This window comes from Bacillus sp. BK450 (assembly GCF_004364885.1).
Lineage (GTDB): Bacteria > Bacillota > Bacilli > Bacillales > Bacillaceae > Bacillus > Bacillus safensis.
The window spans coordinates 820730-839270 of the sequence record NZ_SOBQ01000003.1; the positions used below are offsets into that span (position 1 = coordinate 820730).

Annotated in this window: 22 protein-coding genes; 21 read left to right on the top strand and 1 reads right to left on the bottom strand. The window is 42.5% G+C overall.

Annotation, left to right across the window (positions count from 1 at the left end; genetic code table 11):
• Window positions 1–8 precede the first annotated feature (8 nt).
• The 11 genes from EV579_RS14035 to EV579_RS14085 are packed head-to-tail and all read left to right on the top strand — an operon-like array spanning window position 9 to window position 8535.
• Window positions 9–1310: a PBSX family phage terminase large subunit gene (locus tag EV579_RS14035; RefSeq protein WP_166644701.1), complete on the top strand. Its 1302-nt coding sequence runs from the start codon at window positions 9–11 to the stop codon at window positions 1308–1310.
• Window positions 1307–2764: a phage portal protein gene (locus tag EV579_RS14040; protein ID WP_034624554.1), complete on the top strand. Its 1458-nt coding sequence runs from the start codon at window positions 1307–1309 to the stop codon at window positions 2762–2764. Before EV579_RS14035 ends, EV579_RS14040 begins: the two co-directional genes overlap by 4 nt.
• Window positions 2765–2802: 38 nt before the next feature.
• Window positions 2803–3891, top strand: coding sequence for an XkdF-like putative serine protease domain-containing protein (locus tag EV579_RS14045; RefSeq protein WP_133744647.1), 1089 nt, complete (start codon window positions 2803–2805; stop codon window positions 3889–3891).
• Window positions 3892–3913: 22 nt separating this feature from the next.
• Entirely contained in the window at window positions 3914–4837 is a 924-nt protein-coding gene (locus EV579_RS14050) for a phage major capsid protein (protein WP_024423262.1), read from the top strand.
• 13 nt (window positions 4838–4850) lie between these two features.
• A complete protein-coding gene (gene yqbG, locus EV579_RS14055; RefSeq protein WP_024423261.1) occupies window positions 4851–5234 on the top strand; it encodes a protein YqbG in 384 nt (127 codons plus the stop codon).
• Entirely contained in the window at window positions 5231–5587 is a 357-nt protein-coding gene (locus EV579_RS14060; protein WP_133744648.1) for a YqbH/XkdH family protein, read from the top strand. Before yqbG ends, EV579_RS14060 begins: the two co-directional genes overlap by 4 nt.
• Window positions 5584–6081, top strand: coding sequence for an HK97 gp10 family phage protein (locus EV579_RS14065; protein ID WP_133744649.1), 498 nt, complete (start codon window positions 5584–5586; stop codon window positions 6079–6081). The genes EV579_RS14060 and EV579_RS14065 overlap by 4 nt, the downstream gene beginning before the upstream one ends.
• 4 nt (window positions 6082–6085) lie before the next feature.
• Window positions 6086–6541, top strand: a complete 456-nt coding sequence (locus EV579_RS14070) for a phage tail terminator family protein (protein ID WP_039180991.1) — start codon at window positions 6086–6088, stop codon at window positions 6539–6541.
• Window positions 6528–6740, top strand: a complete 213-nt coding sequence (locus tag EV579_RS14075; protein ID WP_133744650.1) for a YqzN/YkzM domain-containing protein — start codon at window positions 6528–6530, stop codon at window positions 6738–6740. The genes EV579_RS14070 and EV579_RS14075 overlap by 14 nt, the downstream gene beginning before the upstream one ends.
• 3 nt (window positions 6741–6743) lie before the next feature.
• Window positions 6744–8090, top strand: a complete 1347-nt coding sequence (locus tag EV579_RS14080; protein ID WP_133744651.1) for a phage tail sheath family protein — start codon at window positions 6744–6746, stop codon at window positions 8088–8090.
• Between the two features lies 1 nt (window position 8091).
• Complete coding sequence (locus tag EV579_RS14085) at window positions 8092–8535, top strand: phage tail tube protein (protein ID WP_024423257.1); 444 nt, start codon at window positions 8092–8094, stop codon at window positions 8533–8535.
• A 283-nt stretch (window positions 8536–8818) separates the two neighbouring features.
• On the opposite strand, the gene EV579_RS19430 is transcribed toward EV579_RS14085, so the two are convergent.
• On the bottom strand, window positions 8819–8908 hold the full coding sequence (locus EV579_RS19430) for a putative holin-like toxin (RefSeq protein WP_073207186.1): 90 nt from the start codon (window positions 8906–8908) through the stop codon (window positions 8819–8821).
• 151 nt (window positions 8909–9059) lie between these two features.
• Between EV579_RS19430 and EV579_RS14095 the strand changes: the two genes are divergently transcribed.
• From EV579_RS14095 to EV579_RS14140, 10 genes are read left to right on the top strand one after another with little or no spacing between them, the layout of a single operon-like run.
• Window positions 9060–9500: a phage tail assembly chaperone gene (locus tag EV579_RS14095; RefSeq protein WP_012011040.1), complete on the top strand. Its 441-nt coding sequence runs from the start codon at window positions 9060–9062 to the stop codon at window positions 9498–9500.
• Between the two features lie 41 nt (window positions 9501–9541).
• On the top strand, window positions 9542–9679 hold the full coding sequence (locus EV579_RS14100; RefSeq protein ID WP_095357030.1) for a hypothetical protein: 138 nt from the start codon (window positions 9542–9544) through the stop codon (window positions 9677–9679).
• Window positions 9680–13807 carry a transglycosylase SLT domain-containing protein gene (locus EV579_RS14105; RefSeq protein ID WP_133744652.1) on the top strand — a complete coding sequence of 1376 codons (4128 nt, stop codon included), beginning with the start codon at window positions 9680–9682 and terminating at the stop codon, window positions 13805–13807.
• Window positions 13800–14468: a LysM peptidoglycan-binding domain-containing protein gene (locus tag EV579_RS14110; RefSeq protein WP_133744653.1), complete on the top strand. Its 669-nt coding sequence runs from the start codon at window positions 13800–13802 to the stop codon at window positions 14466–14468. Before EV579_RS14105 ends, EV579_RS14110 begins: the two co-directional genes overlap by 8 nt.
• A 12-nt stretch (window positions 14469–14480) precedes the next feature.
• Entirely contained in the window at window positions 14481–15491 is a 1011-nt protein-coding gene (locus tag EV579_RS14115; RefSeq protein ID WP_024423254.1) for an XkdQ/YqbQ family protein, read from the top strand.
• Window positions 15488–15754, top strand: a complete 267-nt coding sequence (locus tag EV579_RS14120) for a DUF2577 family protein (RefSeq protein ID WP_024423253.1) — start codon at window positions 15488–15490, stop codon at window positions 15752–15754. Before EV579_RS14115 ends, EV579_RS14120 begins: the two co-directional genes overlap by 4 nt.
• A 14-nt stretch (window positions 15755–15768) precedes the next feature.
• On the top strand, window positions 15769–16191 hold the full coding sequence (locus tag EV579_RS14125; protein ID WP_133744654.1) for a DUF2634 domain-containing protein: 423 nt from the start codon (window positions 15769–15771) through the stop codon (window positions 16189–16191).
• Window positions 16184–17233, top strand: coding sequence for a baseplate J/gp47 family protein (locus EV579_RS14130; RefSeq protein ID WP_133744655.1), 1050 nt, complete (start codon window positions 16184–16186; stop codon window positions 17231–17233). The genes EV579_RS14125 and EV579_RS14130 overlap by 8 nt, the downstream gene beginning before the upstream one ends.
• Window positions 17217–18140, top strand: coding sequence for a YmfQ family protein (locus EV579_RS14135; protein WP_133744656.1), 924 nt, complete (start codon window positions 17217–17219; stop codon window positions 18138–18140). Before EV579_RS14130 ends, EV579_RS14135 begins: the two co-directional genes overlap by 17 nt.
• Window positions 18141–18151: 11 nt before the next feature.
• Entirely contained in the window at window positions 18152–18535 is a 384-nt protein-coding gene (locus tag EV579_RS14140) for a phage tail-collar fiber domain-containing protein (protein WP_024423249.1), read from the top strand.
• Window positions 18536–18541 lie beyond the last annotated feature (6 nt).

Consider the following 18541-nt stretch of genomic DNA (forward strand, 5'->3'; position numbering starts at 1 on the left):
CGCCATTGATTGAAAAAGAAGTCAATCCTCATTTTGAACACTTTCTATTCGATTGGAATCAAAAGTTTCAATTTTTAGTAGGGGGCTACGGCTCCTCTAAAAGCTATCACATTGCTTTAAAGCTCGTCTTAAAGCTGCTGGAAGAAAAGCGGACAGCACTTGTCATTCGAGAAGTGTATGATACGCACCGCGAATCAACCTTTTCTTTATTACAAGAAATCGTTAGCGACCTCGGCATCGACCACGTGGTGAAGTGCCGAAGTTCGCCGCTTGCACTAACATTTCGAAACGGCAGCAGCATCCTATTTAAAGGACTGGACAAGCCTGAAAAATTGAAATCGATCAATAATATCTCGATCATTTGGATTGAGGAATGTTCAGAGGTTTCTTATGAAGGCTTTAAAGAGCTGCTTGGAAGGCTGAGGCATCCATCCTTACCGCTTTATATGATGTTATCGACGAATCCTGTTGGTCAGGATAATTGGACGTACCGACATTTTTTTCGAGATGAACAGCTGAAGCGATTTGTTTTAGATGACGAAACATTATACAAAAAGCGAACCGTTGTCATCAAGGATACGTATTACCATCACTCCACGGCGGAAGATAACCTATTCCTTCCTAAAAGCTACGTGAAGCAGCTGGATGAGCTGAAAGAGTATGATCCAGATCTCTATCGCATTGCGAGGAAGGGATATTTCGGCATTAATGGCACAAAGGTTTTTCCTCAATTTGAGGTGAGAAGCCATTCTGATGTATTAGAAGCCATTCAGCAGATTGACAGACCGCTGAAACGAGCAGGCATGGATTTTGGATTTGTTGAATCATACAATGCGCTCATTCGGTTAGCTGTCGATCATGAAAAAAAGTACTTATATATTTATTGGGAATATTACGACCGCGGGAAAACAGATGATGAAACAGCCACTGACTTGAAAGAGTTCATTGAATCAAAGGAACTGATTAAAGCCGACGCAGCCGAACCTAAAACCATTCACTATTTTCGGCAGCGCGGCTTTCAAATGGTAGCGGCACATAAGTTCCAAGGCTCACGTTTGCAGTATACAAAAAAAATCAAACGGTTTAAGAAAATTATTTGTTCTGATGCTTGTCCATATACCATCTATGAACTTCAATCACTAACTTATAAGGCAGATAAGGATGGACGTCTAGAGGAAGATGAATTTCAAATCGATCCGCACACTTTATCAGCCATCTGGTATGCGCTGGATGATTATGAAGTGACAAATTTGAAACAGACCGCCTCAGAGCGTGTCCGTCCAAACAGAGAGAGGAGGTCCATACAATGAAACAATTGAAAGCAACCATTATGAAGGCAAACATGTCTGATCATACAAAACAAATGTATGCAGATGAATTTTCATACGAAAAAGATGACATTGTTCCCCCGCCTTACAATATCAATGAATTAAAAAGCATGGCAGAATATTCAACCATTCTTCAGCAATGTATTGATGCGTATAAGACCAATATTTTAGGCTTTGGTTTTGGTGTAGAATATGCCTTTGACTTTAATGCAGAAGGTGTGAAACCGGCAAAAAAGAAAGCAGCAGAGAAGGAATGGACAAGACTTGAAGAGTTTACGAAATACATGAACTATGATGAGTCTGCTGATGTGGTGCTTGGCTATGTCATCGAAGACCGGGAGAAAACGGGGAATGGTTTTTTAGAGGTTCTCCGAGATGGTCAGGGAAAGCCGGCAGGAATCGAGTATTTAGATGCGCTCCATATCCGTATTTGCAAGCTTAGTGAGCCAGTTGACGTTGAATTCCGGTATACAGAAAACGGCGAATTGAAAACAATGAATCGAAAGAAACGATTCCGTAAATATGTGCAGGTGATCAATGAAAAGAAAGTCTTCTTCAAGGAGTATGGTGATCCGCGCATTTTACATTGTGAAACAGGCAAATACGATGACACCACCCCAGAGCCGCTGCGCGCAACAGAAGTGATTCATTTTAAAATCGGCAGTGGAACGTATGGGATTCCCCGCTGGATTGGCAACATCGTCAATATGTATGGGGCACGCAAGGCAGAAGAGTTGAACTATCTTTATTTTAAACAAGGGCGGCATGTACCTGGTGCCATCATTGTCGAAAATGGAATGCTGTCTGAGTCTTCCTATCAGCAGCTTCAGGATTATATGGACGATATTGAAGGCTCTGATCATGCACATAAGTTTCTATTGCTTGAAGTAGAAGGTCTCCCGACGGAAAAAGGGTTAACTGGAGAAGAAGATGTCTCAAATGTCAAAGTGAACTTCAAATCCCTAGCAGAGATCTTGCAAGAAGATGCACTCTTTTTAGAATACGATGAAAAAACAAGAAACAAAATCCGCTCTGCTTTTCGCCTGCCGCCTATTTACACAGGTGAGTCTCAAGACTATAACAAAGCGACAGCCGATACGGCGCGAAAAACAACAGAAGAACAGGTATTTCAGCCTGAACGGCATCTCATCACAGGAAAGCTCAATACCCTTTTCTTGCCGGATCTTGATATTTGGCATGTTCGTTTCCTATTAAATGGTCCTGACTTTAGAGATCCATTAGAGATTGCCAAGGTTCTGACACCGTTTATTCAGGCTGGGGCAGTGTCACCAAACGATTTGCGAGATCTAGCGGGACGTATCCTTGGGAAAACGTTAGAGGAATGGCCGGAGGATCTTTATCACAGACCTTTAGAAAGCCGCATGACATCAGCCGAACAACAGCCTCAACGAGAGGCGAATCAGCTGAAGAAATAAACCGAAGCGCATGCGCTTTTTTGAAAGGGGGTGAACATATGCCAAGAGAATTAAAAAACGCAAAAATTACGCATGTTTCCTATGTGGATAGAGCCGCAAACAAAAAGAAATTCTTTTTGATGAAGGCAAAGAAGAGTCAGCCTGACTTTCAAAAGGAGGTTAGTGTGCTGACAAAGGCAGAAGATGCTCATCGCCTTGTGTATGGTGTCGTGTATGAACCGAATACACCTGATGCACACCAAGACTTTATGTCTGCAAAAGAAATTGAAAGAGCGGCACATGGTTTTATGAAGGATGCCCGCCACATTGACAAGCAGCATGATTTTCAACATGGTGTGGGCGAGGTTGTTGAATCATACATTGCCCCCGCTGATTTTGAGGTAGGCGGTGAGCTGATTCGAAAAGGATCTTGGGTGCTTGTGACAAAGGCTTCCCAAGAGATTTGGGATCAAATTCAGAAAGGCCACATTACAGGGTATTCAATGGCTGGAACGGCGGACATCGTAGCAATAGAAGAACAAGATCAGCTCCTATCTCAAAGTACGAATGAGAGAGGGCTTTTTTCTTTGCTGAAAAATTTCTTTTTGAAAGAGGAAGGTGCAAACATGTCACAACAATTTTGGAGCGTTTTAGACCATCTGCTGGAAACCTTACAGTCAAGTGATGGTGATGAGGCGGGTGTAAGAGCAGCGCTTGAGCAATTGCTGCCAATCGTGCAGGACATTTTGAAGACAGAAGATGTGCTTCAAACGATTGGTGAAAAGCCAGCCTCCGTACAAAAACAAGATGCCGCTTTGACGACGGAGCAAGTACGAGAGCTTGAAAAAGCAAAAATGGCTATCGAAAATGTCTTACAGCAGGCTGAACAGCAGGAAACAGATCAAACAGAGGAAGAACCTGTCCAAAAGGTGCTTGAGCAAGTCGTTGCACCGATTCGTCATCAACTTTCTTCCTTAGAGAAATCAGCCAGCAGAGAAAAAGCAGCACTTGAACAAGTGCTTCAGCAGCAGCTTTTGCCTATTTCAGAGCGGATTCACATGCTTGAAAAAGCACGAGGCATGTCAAAACAAACAATCCACGATACACAAAACGACAGTACAAAGCCCATATGGGATGGCTTACTATAAGCCTAAATAAGGAGGAAACAGTGTGAGAAATCAAGAGTTGATTCGCAAGGCCGAAATGACACTTGCCAGCTTAAAAACCGGCGGTCTCATGAACGCAACCCAATCTAACACATTCATTAGAATGATGCAAAATACACCAACCGTTTTAAATGATGCACGTATCATTCCAATGGAAAGTGATTCACAAAAAATCGAAAAAATCGGCTTTGGCCAGCGTATTTTGCGCCCAGCAGAAGAAGGCAAAGCACTTGATGCGAAAGACCGTGTTGTCCCAGCGACAAGCACTGTCCAGCTAAATGCGAAAGAGGTCATCGCAGAGATTCATATGACCTATGACAGCATTGAAAACAATATTGAGAAAGACGGAATTCAGCAGACGATTATGCAAATGCTCGCTGAACGAGCAGCCGTTGACATTGAAGAGCTCATTGTCAATGGCGATACGACTTCAGCAGATCCATTTTTAGCTCAAATGGATGGCGTGAGAAAACAAGCAGTCTCTCATATCGTAGATGCAAACGGAGCGGAAATCAGCCGCCAAATGTTTAAGCAAGCCTATAAAGCGATGCCGTCAAAATATTTACGTGTACCTCAGGATTTCCGTTTCTACACATCCCCAAGCTTAGAAGTTGAATGGAAGGATCAAGTAGCAAACCGTCAGACAGGCCTTGGAGATGCGGCCATTCAAGGCGGACTTTCTTCTGCATTTGGTGTGCCGGTCAAAGGTCTTGCCAATATGCAGCCATATGACGAAGCGGGAACAGACGTATCAGATATTTTGCTGACACACCCTAAAAATATTATCGTAGGTTTCTCTCGTCATATTCGAATTGAAGTAGAAAAAGATATTCGCAGCCGTAAATTTATTATTGTCCTCACAGCGAAGCTAGACAGCAAATTTGAGGAAGAGGATGCTGTAGCAAAAGTGATGAAAGTGAAAGAGTAGGTGACGGCAGGCCATGATCATTTCTGCTGAAGAACTGCAAGCCTATTCTGTGTTTGATCGGGTGAAAAATCGATCTGTGGAAAGACTGACAGCAGATATTATCGAAGCAGAAGCTGCGGTATTTCAGATCGTAGGTCACGATTTCTCAAGCGAAAAATATCAGCCCCTCCCTGAAAAAGCAAGAATCGCATTATTAAAAATGGCCCAATATTTTGCCATGCTGAATGATGATGAATCTATGATGAAAGGCTTTACGTCAGAGAAAATGGGCGATTATTCATATGCGAAGGCAGCTGATCAAGTGAAAGGCAGACCCTATGTATATGCCCTGCTTGTAGATTACATTGAACCAACATTGACCGGCGGCAGTGCCAAGTTAAAGGTGAGGTCATTATGAGCTATCAATCTCTATTAACAGATCGCTGTGATCTTTTTCACCTTGAACAGCAGGATTCCGTCCGCGGGAAATTTGGAATTCCAGCTGATGATTTACAAATAACACTTTCCTATCCCGATGCTCCCAGCCTGACCGATCTTGCTTGTTATGTCATAGAAAAAAAACAGTCACTTGTGCAAGAAGAGCCGAATACAGTCATTTATCAATCCTATCTTGTCCATTTTCCTTTAGCAAGTGATATTCGCTTGCATGACAAAATGGTGTGGAATGGCGTGCCACTCAAATTACAGCAGCCTAAAAAAGTGAAAAATCATCACATCGAAGTGATAGCAGTCAGGAAGGAAAATCTATGAAAATTGATGGACTTGACCGGCTGATTTCACAGCTGCAGACAGCGGGTGATGGCGGCTTAAAGGCAGAATATCAAGATTGGCTGGAGGACATGGGCCTGCAGTTTTTAGACATCATTCAGGATGAATTAATCAAGGAGAATGCTGTCGATACAGGCCGGCTTCTTAGATCCTTTACACAAGGCGATAAGGAGAATCATTTTCTCATGTCAAAAGGCGGTCTCACACTTGAAGTGGGAACGCAGCTTGAATATGCCTCCTATGTCAATGACGGACATGCCACTTCTTCAAGTGGAGAGCGAAGATGGGTGCCTGGCAGATGGACTGGCAGCCGCTTTGAATATGATCCGAATGCAAGTACAGGAATGATGCTTGCCTCTCAATGGATTGATGGCAATGGCTACTGGGATCATGCTGTCATGCTCTATGAGCAAATGTTTGAACAGTCGCTGGATCGAAAGCTGCAAAGCTGGTTCGATCGACATTTTGGGAGGTGATGGAATGAATCAAGAAGTCGGGGCAATCATGCATTATATCTACACACACTTTCCTGTGACAATGTATGATCGTCTTTTGCCAGAACGCTTTCAAGTGCCATCCGTTTATGTGCCGCCTGTGACAGTGATCAGTGGTCCAGATACGGTCTCTACCTTTATGAAATCTTATTCGCTGCAAGTGAAAGTCTTTCATATTGATACAGAAAAAGCACATGATGCGGCAGAAACAATCGTTGATGCATTGCTTGCTGATCGTCAAATCATTCAGATGATGAGTGAAGACGGAGAGGTGCTTGATGATTATGTCCGCATAAAGAGAGTGGAAACAAGAATGATAGATCAAGGCGTAGCAGCGATTGTCCTGACGTGGGATAGCAGCTATTGGTACAACCGTGACAAACAGGCAAGCCTTGAAGATATCAACTTTTCAGATGGGGTGATTAAACGTGAGCAAGACTAAACATGCACAGCCCGCTCAAACAACCGGCGAAGAAAAAGAATTTGGCTTTTCATTTGAAGCCTTAAAGGAGCACAGTAAGGATCTTTTTGGGGTCAAACCAGAAATCCTTGAAGGTGCTCTTTTTTATATCAAACATCAACCAATTACAAAAACAGAAGCGAAAAAGCACATTGATGCTTTTTTGTCCAAGGAGGTTTAAAGGATGAACGGAGGCACTTTTACACCAGGTACAGAGAAAAAGCGTCCTGGCATTTACTTTAATTTTAAAACAACAGCAGAGCAGCGAATTACTTTAGGCGATCGAGGTACGGTGGCACTTCCCCTTGTGATGAGCTGGGGAGAACCAAAAACCTTTATTTCCGTTTCAAATATGGAAGATTTAAATAAAAAGGTTGGACTCAACATTGATGATAAGTCACTTCTTCTTTTCCGTGAAGCAAAGAAAAAAGCGCAAACAGTCTTGCTTTACCGCCTCAATGAAGGAGAGCCGGCCAAAGCCGAAATTGCTGAAAATTTTGTCGTCACAGCAAATTATGGCGGCCAAAAAGGAAATGAGATCACAGTACAAGTCGCCGAAAATGTACTTGATAGCAAAAAACGCGATGTGATCACTTATCTTGGAACGGATATTGTGGATAAGCAAATCGTCACTGATGTCAAAGACCTTGTGAAAAACAAATACGTTCAATTTTCTGGTGAAGGTGAAGCTGTTATCGCAGCTGGTGTGGCACTAAGCGGCGGTAAAAACGGGGTGGCAAGTGTCGCAGATTATACAGCTTTCCTAGAAGCAGCAGAAACAGAATACTTCGATGTCATTGCCCTTCCAGTCGATAATAGTGAGCAATTAAAAGCAACCTTCGCTTCATTTATCGAGCGTTTGCGTGATAAGCAAGGACGTAAGGTGCAAGGGGTTGTGGCGAATTATGCAGCTGACCAAGAAGGAATCATCAATGTGACAAGCGGTGTTGTACTCGAAGATGGAACCGAACTAACACCTGCTCAAACAACAGCATGGGTCGCAGGTGCAAGTGCTGGAGCAAATTTCAATCAGTCATTGACCTTTGTTGAATACGAAGGAGCAGTCGATACATTAGAACGCCTTGACAATGATCAAGTAGAATACCGATTATCACAAGGGGAGTTCCTTTTCACCTTTGATGCGAGAGATCGTACCGTGAGTGTTGAAAAAGATATTAACTCCTTGACAAGCTTTACAGCTGAAAAGAGCCAGCAATTGGCGAAAAATAAAATCATTCGTGTGCTTGATGCGATCAACAATGATTTAACATTCGAATTAAAAAATCTGATTAAATTACGTAAAGCCAATGGCAATGACATTCCAGCATCAGATGATGGTGTGCAGCTTGTGAAAACACTGATTACCCAGTATCTCACACAGCTTCAAGATGGCAGCGGCATTACAGGCTTTAATTCAGAAACAGATATCGTGATCGGTCTCAATGAAGATCGTGATGGATTTATCATCGATTTAGCGATTCAACCAGTAGATGCAGCAGAAAAATTCTATTTCAATGTGGAGGTGAAGTAAGATGGCTTTTAAAGCGCAAAATACAATTTCAGGTAAAGAAGGTCGTCTTTTCTTAGAAGGTGAGGAGCTTGCATTTATCAAAACCTTCGAAGCAAACGTGGAGAAAAATAAATCAGAAGTCAACGTCATGGGCCGCCGAATGACTGGCCATAAAACAACGGGAGCAAACGGAACAGGAACGGCAACATTCTATAAAGTTACGTCCCGTTTCGTTCAATTAATGCTCAATTATGTGAAAAAAGGAGAAGATCCATATTTCACTCTTCAAGCTGTCATTGACGATAAATCATCAGGCCGTGGCACTGAGCGTGTGACATTATTTGATGTCAACTTTGATTCTGCTAAAATCGCTGGATTGGATGTTGATTCAGAGGCACTTGAAGAAGAAGTTCCTTTCACGTTTGAAGACTTTGATCTTCCTGAGAAGTTAAAGAATACTTTCTAAGAAAAGTGGAGGAAATTAGCTAATTAATTAGCTAAATAACAGCTGAATATGCTATAATGCAGTTGTAATACAACCGTCTTGATGCCGTCTTCATTTCGTCTGGTAACGTCTTGTATTCGATTCATTAAAATATGTTTACATGCAAAGCAATTTGCATAAAATAAAAAGAAGCCAGGATGCTCTAACATCCCGGCAATGTACAATGAGGCCCTTCAAGGGGCTGGCTTATCGAATAGGTTCTTTAGGTAGACTTCCCTTTAACCTTCCACAGCTCAAGGGGAGTCTATTTTTTGTCTATATACGTCAACAAAGTAAAGATAAACATCCCGAATAAAAGCATAAGGGAAATCGCTTCAAATGTTGACATATGCATCACCCCCTTCCTATCGGGGATGAGCCAGACGCCCTTGAGCAAGCCGTTCAATTGTACAATTTAAATGATACATGAAAAGATTGGAAAGCACATTCAAAAATGGATGTGCTTTTTTGCATTCAAAAAAACATAACAAAGGGAGTTTTTAAACATGAGTGAAAAACAAACATTTGATCTTTCATTTTTTATGCCAGGACAAACAGTAGAAGCGGAAGAAGTCAAAGTACCGATTTCTAAGCGTTTTGTTGATAAAAAAGGGAATGTCATTCCTTTTGTCTTTAAAGCTATTACAACTGAACGTATTGATGAACTGGAAAAAGAAAACACAACCTTCAAAAATGTCAAAGGCAGAGGACGTGTGAAAGACTTAGACAGCCAGCGCTTCTACGCACGTATTGCGATTGAATCGACGATTTATCCAGATTTCCGCTCAAAGGAATTAAGAGAAGCCTACAGCACACAAGATCCAGTTGAAGTAGCAAAACGGGTCCTGTCAGTCGGCGGTGAATATGCGAACTGGTTAAATAAAGCGATCGAAATCAACGGATTCGAAGATGAAATTGAAGATTTAGAAGAAGCAGCAAAAAACTAATAAAAGATGGGGATAAAGAAGCGGTGTTTTTATATTACGCGATGCACGAGCTTCACTACTCCCCATCTGAACTCCTGGAATTATACGAATCACCAAGACCGTTCAAAGCATTCCTTTTCGGACTCATCAGCTACAAGCTAGACATGCTAGAAAAAGAAGCAAAGAAAGGAGGTAAATAAATGGCGAAACTTACAGCACGATTTGAATTAGAAGACCGGGTGTCGAAGAAGTTATTACGCATTCAAAAACGATTTCAAACGTTTGAGAAGCAGCTCAAACCATTTAGAAAACCAGTGAAAATAAGTCTGGAAATGGATGAAAAGAAATTAAGAAACCTCACTTTATCGCTGCGGAAAGTTTCAGTATTTTCTATGAGGCTGGATCAAGGAATCTATCGGGATCTAAAAGCATTGAACAATCAGTTAAATATGATTCCAAATCATCTGGTCATATCCTTTCAAGCGAAGGGGATGAATGTCATTAAATCCAACATAGATCGTTTGAAACAAATGGGGACAAGTCCCATTATGCTGACGTTTAAACTAAACGATCAATTGTCAGCGAAAATGTCATCGATCAAAAAATCAATCCTTCAGCTCATCAACAGAACGTACTATATGAGATTAAACATGGTTGACCAAGCCACCGCTGCAATTCAACGAATCAAAAAGACACTCAAAAGCTTGACAATGTCCAAACACGAAATCAGAGTGTCAGTTCAAGACAATGCAAAAAGTAAGTTGAAAAAACGAGATCAGGCAGAGTCTGTAGTGAAAGAAAAAACCATAAAAAAAGAACCTGAGACTGCTAGTCCGTCAGTTAAAACGGATGAACCTAAACAGAGTTGGATCCAAAACTTTGCCAATAAAGGATTAAATGAAATTCAAAAATATGCAGGTGACGTTGCAGACAAAGTAAAGGAAAAATTGAGTCCTAGAAAGTTTTGGGATGAAAAAGCACTTCCTTGGGTTGAAAATAAAATGGAAGAGTACAAACAAGATGTGATCGGAAGAATTAAAGAGAAGATCAAATTTAATCCTGAAAAAAAACTAGATCAATTGGTGAAGACTGGATTAGATCGCCTCTTTGGTACAAGTGATCCATCAAGTGAAAACAACAGTACCACTCCGGCACCAACAACAGCACCGACAACAGCACCGACAACAGCACCGACAACAGCACCAACATCAACACCATCTAATTCGGCTCCTAAAACGCAGCCTAAGCCGCGAGGTGGAAAAGGTTTGTTTCGCAGTAGTTGTTGCCCTTGTTGTGCAAGAGGTATAAGCAGCCGAGGATCTACTAAAGCGAAAAATGGCCGTTCATCGAGACGATCAACAAATCCAAATGCCACATCAAGAACCGAAATGAATAGAAGGCCTCCAAGTAAATTAGGGAAACTGAAATCAAATGCAGGTAAATTATTTGGAAAAATCCCTAGTGGTCTAAAGAAAGGTGCGGGTATCGCAGCTTCAGTTGGCGGACTTACGGGTCTAATGAAAGGTGGCAAGGGGTTAAGTGGACTAGGAGATGCGGTGAAAAATATCGGTAAAGGGAGCGGTAAATTATTAAAGAAAGTACCTATTCTAGGTGGTTTACTTAGCGCAACAAATTTAATCGGTATGAAAAAAGAGAATGCTGGTGAAAAGATCGGTACGACTGGAGGCGGTATTGCCGGCGGAATGGCAGGTGCAGCAGCAGGTGCAACTATTGGAAGCGTAGTTCCAGGAGTAGGTACAGCCATCGGTGGTCTAGTAGGCGGCATCGCTGGAAGTATGGGCGGCGAATCTATCGGTGAAACGATCGGAAAATGGTTTGATGGCGGCGGATTTGAAAAGATTGGTCAAAAAGCCATTGAAATCAAAGACCAAATTGTTGAAGTTTGGTCAACAGTTGCGACTTGGTTCACAGAAAATGTCTGGACACCATTAAGCAGTACGGTTGTCACAGTAGCATCATCCATCTGGTCAAATCTAGTCAATGCCTGGACATGGATCCAAGAAACATTCAGTACAGTTGCAGGCTGGTTTATCGAAAACGTCTGGACACCGTTAAGCGGTACAGTCGTTACGGTAGCCACGACCATCTGGTCAAGCCTAGTCAACGCCTGGACATGGATCCAAGAAACATTCAGTACAGTCGCAGGCTGGTTTATCGAGAACGTCTGGACGCCGTTAAGCGGTACAGTCGTTACAGTAGCCACGACCATTTGGTCAAGTCTAGTCAATGCATGGACATGGATTCAAGAAACGTTCAGTGCAGTCGCAGGCTGGTTTATCGAGAACGTCTGGACGCCACTAAGCAGCACAGTTGTTACAGTCGCTACAGGAATTTGGACAGCATTATCAAATGCATGGAAAAAGATACAATCAATCTTTGGAGTTGTATCGACATGGTTTATGGAAAATGTGTGGAATCCACTTGTAGATACGGTAGGAACCATTAAAGACAGTTTCGGTAAAAAGTTTGAAGAAGCGTATAAAGTCGTGACAGATATATGGGATGGATTATCCAAATGGTTTGAGGACAACATTCAAAAGCCAATTGTAAAAGTAGCAGAAGCTATTGGTGATGGGTTTTCTAAAGCGTTTGGCTGGGTCAAAAAGATTTTTGATAAGGCTGGCAGTGGGGTTGATTTTGTATTGAAACATGTCTTTGGAGGTGCTGATAATAACGCCACAGGCGGTTATATCACCCAGCCAACCTTATCATGGGTCGGTGAAGCAGGTAACGAATTTGTTATTCCAACTCAAAATAACCGAGGACGCGGAAAGATGTTGCTTGCTCAGGCTGCTTCTCAACTTGGAATGTCTGTTATGCCAAGCGGAGCAGCTGGAAATAAAGTATCAAGCTCTCCAGCTCCTACAGCTGTAGCTGCATCATCTTCTGTCGGTTCAATAGACGGATCGGTCTCGATGACTGGGGACATTCAAGCCTCTAGCATTGGCGAGCAATTTAATAACGATTTTGAACAAGGGTTAAATCGTAAAGTTATCTCTCTTGATCAATGGAAACAAAAGAATATTCATCAGCCTTTTGGTCAATTGACATCAGATTCAGGAAAGTATGGTCAGCAAACGGTTTCTGCCTTTGCAAATGGCCAGCAGATGACACCAACAGGAACAGATAGCTTTTTACAAAGTCGTGTAAAAGCACCCTACCAACAAGTCATGACAGCATCACCCACTTGGGGTTCTGGAACGGTTAGTGGTTTTGCAGCAGGTCAAAATGCTACATCAATTGGCACGAGCCAATACGTAGATCAAAACATTAAACAACCATTCCTGCAAGCGAAACAAGAATCACCAGGCTGGGGTTCAGGAATGATTGACGCCTTTAACAGCGGCATGCGTTCCAAAGGAAGCGAAGTTACTCAAGCGGCCAAAGAAATGGCGAAGAAAGTAGAACAGGCGTTTAGAGAGGAATTAGACATTCATTCCCCTTCACGCGTCATGATGAGTCTTGGGAAATTTGCGTCAATCGGTGTTGTCAAAGGGCTTGACTCAGTTGATGTGAAAAAATTTGCTGAAAATCAGGCTGGTTCATTAATCGGTGCCTTCAGCGGTATGGGAGCTTCAGGTCTTAGTGTTCAGCAATGGCTCATGGCAGCTCTCATGGCAACTGGCACATCTATGAGCTGGCTACCTGGTTTGATGACCATCGCGCAGCATGAATCAAATGGAAACCCGAGAGCGATCAACTTATGGGATTCCAACGCCAAAAAGGGAACACCTTCTAAAGGCTTAATGCAAACCATTGGACCGACTTTTAATTCCAATAAAGGCAAAGGCATGAATGACATTTGGAACCCAATTCATAATGCCGTAGCAGCCATTAACTACATTAAGGGAAGATATGGAACAGTCTTCAACACGCCGGGATTACGAAGTATGAGAAGAGGCGGCCCTTATAAAGGCTATGCAAATGGCGGATTGATTACTCAAGAGCAGGTTGCTAGAGTCGGTGAAGGAAATAAACGCGAATGGATTATTCCTGAGGAAAGAGGCATTCGCGGAAGGTATTTATTGACGCAGGCAGCTAAAGCACTTGGGATGCAAGTATATGATCCATCAAATGCATCTGCTCCTTTACCAGAAGCACAGATGCAGCAAGTTACCTCAGTTCAGTCTACTGGCAGTACAACATCGCCAGGTAATAAACAAATCACGATTCAATTCAATGGAGATCAGCATTTCCATAATGGACAAGATCAGCAATCGCTAGTCGAAAAAATGAAACAAATGCTTGTTGATGAACTAGAAGTAGAGATTCATACAGGAACGAAGGGGGTCGTAATTGATGGGTAAATCAGTGTATCAATTGTGGATTTCCCAAGGAAAGGACAAGTTGCGATTCCCTGTTCTTCCATCCGAACTCGAAATCACAAATAACGTACAAAATGAAACAGTGAAGGTCGCCTCTTTTGGAGAACTGACCTTTATTGACGTACCATCGGCGAAACAAGTATCATTCACCTCATTATTTCCTAAGAAATATTCGCCGATTGCTGAATATAAAAGCATTCCATCACCAGAGAATGCGATCGCGAAAATTGAACGAATGATGCGTTCAAAGAAATCCGTTCGGTTGATTGTAACTGGGACAAAAATCAATATGACGTGCAGCATTGAAAGCTTCACCCACAAGGAAGGGTCATATGATATTGGAGATCGTGAATTTATGATCGAGTTAAAGGAATACAAAACTGCATCGCCTAGGAAAATCAAACGGAAGAAAAAAGCAAAACAAACGAAAAAGAAACGGCCATCAAAATCACCACCAAAATTGTATACCGTCAAAAAAGGGGATACGCTATGGGCCATTTCTGGCAGGTTTTATGGCGACAGTACAAAATGGCGGCGTATTTGGAATGCCAATAAAGCAGCGATGATTAAACGAAGTAAACGCAATATTAAGCAGCCAGGGCATTGGATTTTTCCTGGACAAAAATTAAAAATACCACAATAAGGGGGGCTGGCATTGATTGAGCTTTTTGCCATCAGAAGCGGCACCATGTATGAGCTTGTCACAGAGAGTGTGACACTTCAGGGGCAAAGGTATCAAGCCCCTCGCTCTATTCAGGCAAATATTATCACAAAGCAAGGCAGTCAAACATATTACCGTGTCTCAGAAGGGGACACGGTTCTTTTTAAATGGAAAGGAAAAGAGCTGTTTAGAGGCATCGTTTTTTCCCGGACACCTGTTGAAGGGAAGATGACCTTTACCGCATACGATATGCTCCAATATTTGGTGAAAAACCAAGATGTCTATGTTTTTTCAAATCAAAGAGCAGATCAAATCTTAAGGCGGATTGGAGCTGACTTTCAAATTCCGATGACCTCCATCTCCAATACAGGACATGTCATAAAATCACTAGTGTTTAAAAATGATACGAGCTTGTATGACATGATATTGAAAGCATTGAAAGAAACGAAGCGGCAAACAGGAAGAAACTATCAAATCTATTCTGCTAAAGGCAAGATGGGACTGAGAGCCTGGCCTGATCCAGAGGACGTCTGGGTCATTGAATCAGGCGTCAATCTCATCAGCTATCAATACAGCACCTCGATCGAAGAGACAGCCACTCGTGTCAAGATGCGTACGTCTGCTGATGAACAGGGGAAGAATAAGAAAAAAGGCAGTAAATCCGAGATTGTGGTGATTGAACAGGATAAAGCCGGTCAGAATAAATACGGTATTTTACAGCATGTTGAGACAGTCACTGGGCAAATCAACCAGCCGCAGCTGCAAAAAAGAGCCAAAGTACGGCTGGCAGAGAAAAAAGGCGTCAAACAAGAAGTCAAAAGCATCCAAGCCCTAGGAATTCCTGAGCTGCAAAGCGGTCTCCCGATCTATTTGAAAATTCCTGAAATCAACGTAAAAAAAACTTACTGGATCGATCAAGACAAACATGAATTCAGTGGGGTGAAACACACCATGACCATTGATGTTGTTGAGAAAAATTCCATGCCAAAGGGTGATCAAGCGTGAGATTAAGTGAAGCGATTAAACGATTAGCAGTGAATGCAGTAGACGCAGAATCGCCAATTGATCTTGTTATCGGAGAAGTCACGGCAGTTTCCCCTCTGAGCATCCGATTAAATGAAAATCATAAGCTGATCATTCCAGAAGAATTACTGATTTGGCCGAAGCGCTTAAATAAGGGTGAGGATGATGAGCTGAAAAGGGGAGACAGTATTATGGTGCTTGCAATGGCAGGAGGCCAGTCCTTTTACATCATCGACAAATTGTAAGGGAGGTGATGAACGTGGCACTTTCACCAGAGGAAGAAATCGAGGAAATAGAAGAAGATGAAGAGGTCGAAACCTCAACGACGTATCGAATAGATTTTGAAACTGGCAGAATGACAGGCGAAACCATTTCAGGTATTGAGGCGATCCGGCAATTCATTTATATGACACTTAGGACAGAGCGGTATGCACATCCTATCTACAGTCACGACATTGGCACTGAAATTCAGGAGCTGTTGACGGATACAGAAGCTACGGATGAATACAAAGAAATGGAGATTCCAAGGCTGCTAGAGGAAGCACTGCTCGTTGACGAACGGATTGATCATATTGAAGAGTTAGAGGTCACAAAACAAAATGACTCGTTTCATGTCAAGCTAGCGATTGTCACAGATGAGGGCACATTAGAAATAGAGGAGGTGATGGAGGGCGATGTTTGAGGAACAGACGTACGAAGCATTAATCGAAAGAATGCTGGACAGACTGCCAGATGATATAGATAAAAGAGAAAACAGCGTCATTTGGAATGCCTTGGCACCTGCTGCCGCTGAACTGGCCCAGTCCTATATTTGGCTTGACCAAGTATTTGAGCTGGTGTTTGCAGACACAGCACAAGGAGAGTTTCTAGATCGGCGGGCTGCTGAAGTAGGGATCGAAAGAAAACCAGCCACTAAAGCGGTTTGGTCAGCGGTCATTCAGCCAGACAATATCAACATACCAGCTGGCTCACGTTTTTTTATTGAAGACGTTTATTTCCAGTATTCGAAGGATGGTACGCTAGAATGCGAGACACCTGGTAAAGCCGGCAATGTTCAATTAACAGATCAGCCGCTGCTGTCACTTGATACAATTCCAGGACTTGAATCGATTAAGATGAAAGAACTGGTGATACCAGGTCAAGAGGAGGAAGATGACGCTTCTTTATATGATCGATATTTAATACGTGCGAGGCGGGAGGCTGTCAGTGCCAACAGGGCGCATTATAAAAAATGGGCTGAGGAAGTGCCCGGTGTTGGCAGAGCGAAAGTGTTCCCGCTTTGGAACGGAGAAGGGACAGTCAAAATTGTCATCACAGATGGCAATCTAGATGTTGCATCAGACCTTCTTGTCAAAAGAGTACAGGAATATATCGACCCAGTGCCAGGTGAAGGAGAAGGACAAGCGCCTATAGGCTCGAAAGCAACCGTTGAAAGCGCCAAATGGCTGGATATCGACATAGAAGTGGCTGTCGAACTTCAAATGGACTGGACCCTTGAAGGCGCTCAGAAAGAAATAGAAGAAAAGGTCAAGACACTGTTGAAATCAATCGCATTTGAAAAGAGTACCATTCGAATGTCCGCCTTAAATGATATTCTGTACCATTCAGAAAGTGTGTCAGATTATGCAGATGTGTTATTGAATGGAGAGTCGAAAAACTTAGTATTACAGGACATTGAGATTCCGCGTCTTAGGCAGGTGAAGGTTATTGAGCAAACAGGATGAAATGAAAAACTACCTGCCGCCATATTTTACAGAGATTTATGAAGTTGATCACCTGCTCAAGACAGAGGCACCGGAATTTGAGGGATTGGACGAATCTATTTTTGACTTAACGGATCAGTTCTTTCCTTTAACAGCGACATGGGGATTGAATAGATGGGAAAGAATGCTGAAGGTGCAGCGGGAATCAGATGATTCAATTGAACTGCGCAGGGCACGCTTACTCAATATGATGTCAAATATTCCCCCAATCACGTACCTTTCATTAGAGAAATCAGTGAATCGCTTTCTCAAGAATCCAAGTGCTGTCATCCGTCTCACAACCAATCGCTATCACTTCGCTTTACGTGTGAACCTAGATGATTTGCAAAACACGAGATATATTGTAGAAATACTTGAAACGTTAAAACCCGCACACTTGGCTTATACGTTCACGGCTTTTCATCATACTGATGTACATGAAAAAAATGATCATCACGGGAGGCTCACACTGCGCAGCAGAGTGGGTTTTTTCGATCATATTCCCATTTTACTCAATGGTGAATTTGTCTTAAATGGTACGTTTTATCTCAGCGGAACAAGAGGGACAACGGATGTGCCTGCTCGTTTTCGGCACTCATTAAACATGAGAATGCCGCTTCAACATCAGTCAGACACAGCATATCGCATGAACTATGTCATGACTGGAGCGGTACATGAAACGAAGCAAAAAGAGGCACTGACTTTACGCACAAAAAATCAGTTCCAGCATCAAACAAAGAAGAAGATGACGTTCCGTCTGCCAGTACATGTCCAAACTGAGCAGGATGGAAGCTTACTGATCAAGGATCATTACTGGATTCTCGATGGATCTGTTCCGCTGGACGGATCAAAAATGCTAGCAGCAACTTCTAAAAAAATAGATTTATAAGGAGGATCACAATGGCTGATCAATTAACCGTAACAACACTGTATGCACGTCAACAAATGGCAAAGGCAAGAGCCGAAGGAACAAAACTCACAAAAGTCGTCAAAATGGCCTTTGGAAATGGGGGAACGAAGGATGGAAAACCGATCTCTCTAGACGGCACTGAACAAAAACTCAAAAAAGAACTAGTTCAAAAAAATATTGATTCGTTTACTTTCATGGAACCAGCAAAAATCCGCTACACCTGCACGATCGCCGAGGGAGAACTGGCAGGAGAAGTGATCAACGAACTAGCACTTGTCGACGAAGACGGTAAATTCACCGCCATCCGCACCATGACAGACAAACAAAAAGACGGCGACATCGAATTTGTTTTTGAGATTGATGATATTTATTAATGGAGG

Excerpts from the sequence above, each read along its gene's own strand:
- EV579_RS14040 (WP_034624554.1), top strand. The coding sequence starts at position 1,307 with ATGAAACAATTGAAAGCAACCATTATGAAGGCAAACATGTCTGATCAT.
- EV579_RS14045 (WP_133744647.1), top strand. The coding sequence starts at position 2,803 with ATGCCAAGAGAATTAAAAAACGCAAAAATTACGCATGTTTCCTATGTG.
- yqbG (WP_024423261.1), top strand. The coding sequence starts at position 4,851 with ATGATCATTTCTGCTGAAGAACTGCAAGCCTATTCTGTGTTTGATCGG.
- EV579_RS14060 (WP_133744648.1), top strand. The coding sequence starts at position 5,231 with ATGAGCTATCAATCTCTATTAACAGATCGCTGTGATCTTTTTCACCTT.
- EV579_RS14065 (WP_133744649.1), top strand. The coding sequence starts at position 5,584 with ATGAAAATTGATGGACTTGACCGGCTGATTTCACAGCTGCAGACAGCG.
- EV579_RS14070 (WP_039180991.1), top strand. The coding sequence starts at position 6,086 with ATGAATCAAGAAGTCGGGGCAATCATGCATTATATCTACACACACTTT.
- EV579_RS14080 (WP_133744651.1), top strand. The coding sequence starts at position 6,744 with ATGAACGGAGGCACTTTTACACCAGGTACAGAGAAAAAGCGTCCTGGC.
- EV579_RS14085 (WP_024423257.1), top strand. The coding sequence starts at position 8,092 with ATGGCTTTTAAAGCGCAAAATACAATTTCAGGTAAAGAAGGTCGTCTT.
- EV579_RS19430 (WP_073207186.1), bottom strand. The coding sequence starts at position 8,908 with ATGCATATGTCAACATTTGAAGCGATTTCCCTTATGCTTTTATTCGGG.
- EV579_RS14095 (WP_012011040.1), top strand. The coding sequence starts at position 9,060 with ATGAGTGAAAAACAAACATTTGATCTTTCATTTTTTATGCCAGGACAA.
- EV579_RS14100 (WP_095357030.1), top strand. The coding sequence starts at position 9,542 with ATGCACGAGCTTCACTACTCCCCATCTGAACTCCTGGAATTATACGAA.
- EV579_RS14105 (WP_133744652.1), top strand. The coding sequence starts at position 9,680 with ATGGCGAAACTTACAGCACGATTTGAATTAGAAGACCGGGTGTCGAAG.
- EV579_RS14110 (WP_133744653.1), top strand. The coding sequence starts at position 13,800 with ATGGGTAAATCAGTGTATCAATTGTGGATTTCCCAAGGAAAGGACAAG.
- EV579_RS14130 (WP_133744655.1), top strand. The coding sequence starts at position 16,184 with ATGTTTGAGGAACAGACGTACGAAGCATTAATCGAAAGAATGCTGGAC.
- EV579_RS14140 (WP_024423249.1), top strand. The coding sequence starts at position 18,152 with ATGGCTGATCAATTAACCGTAACAACACTGTATGCACGTCAACAAATG.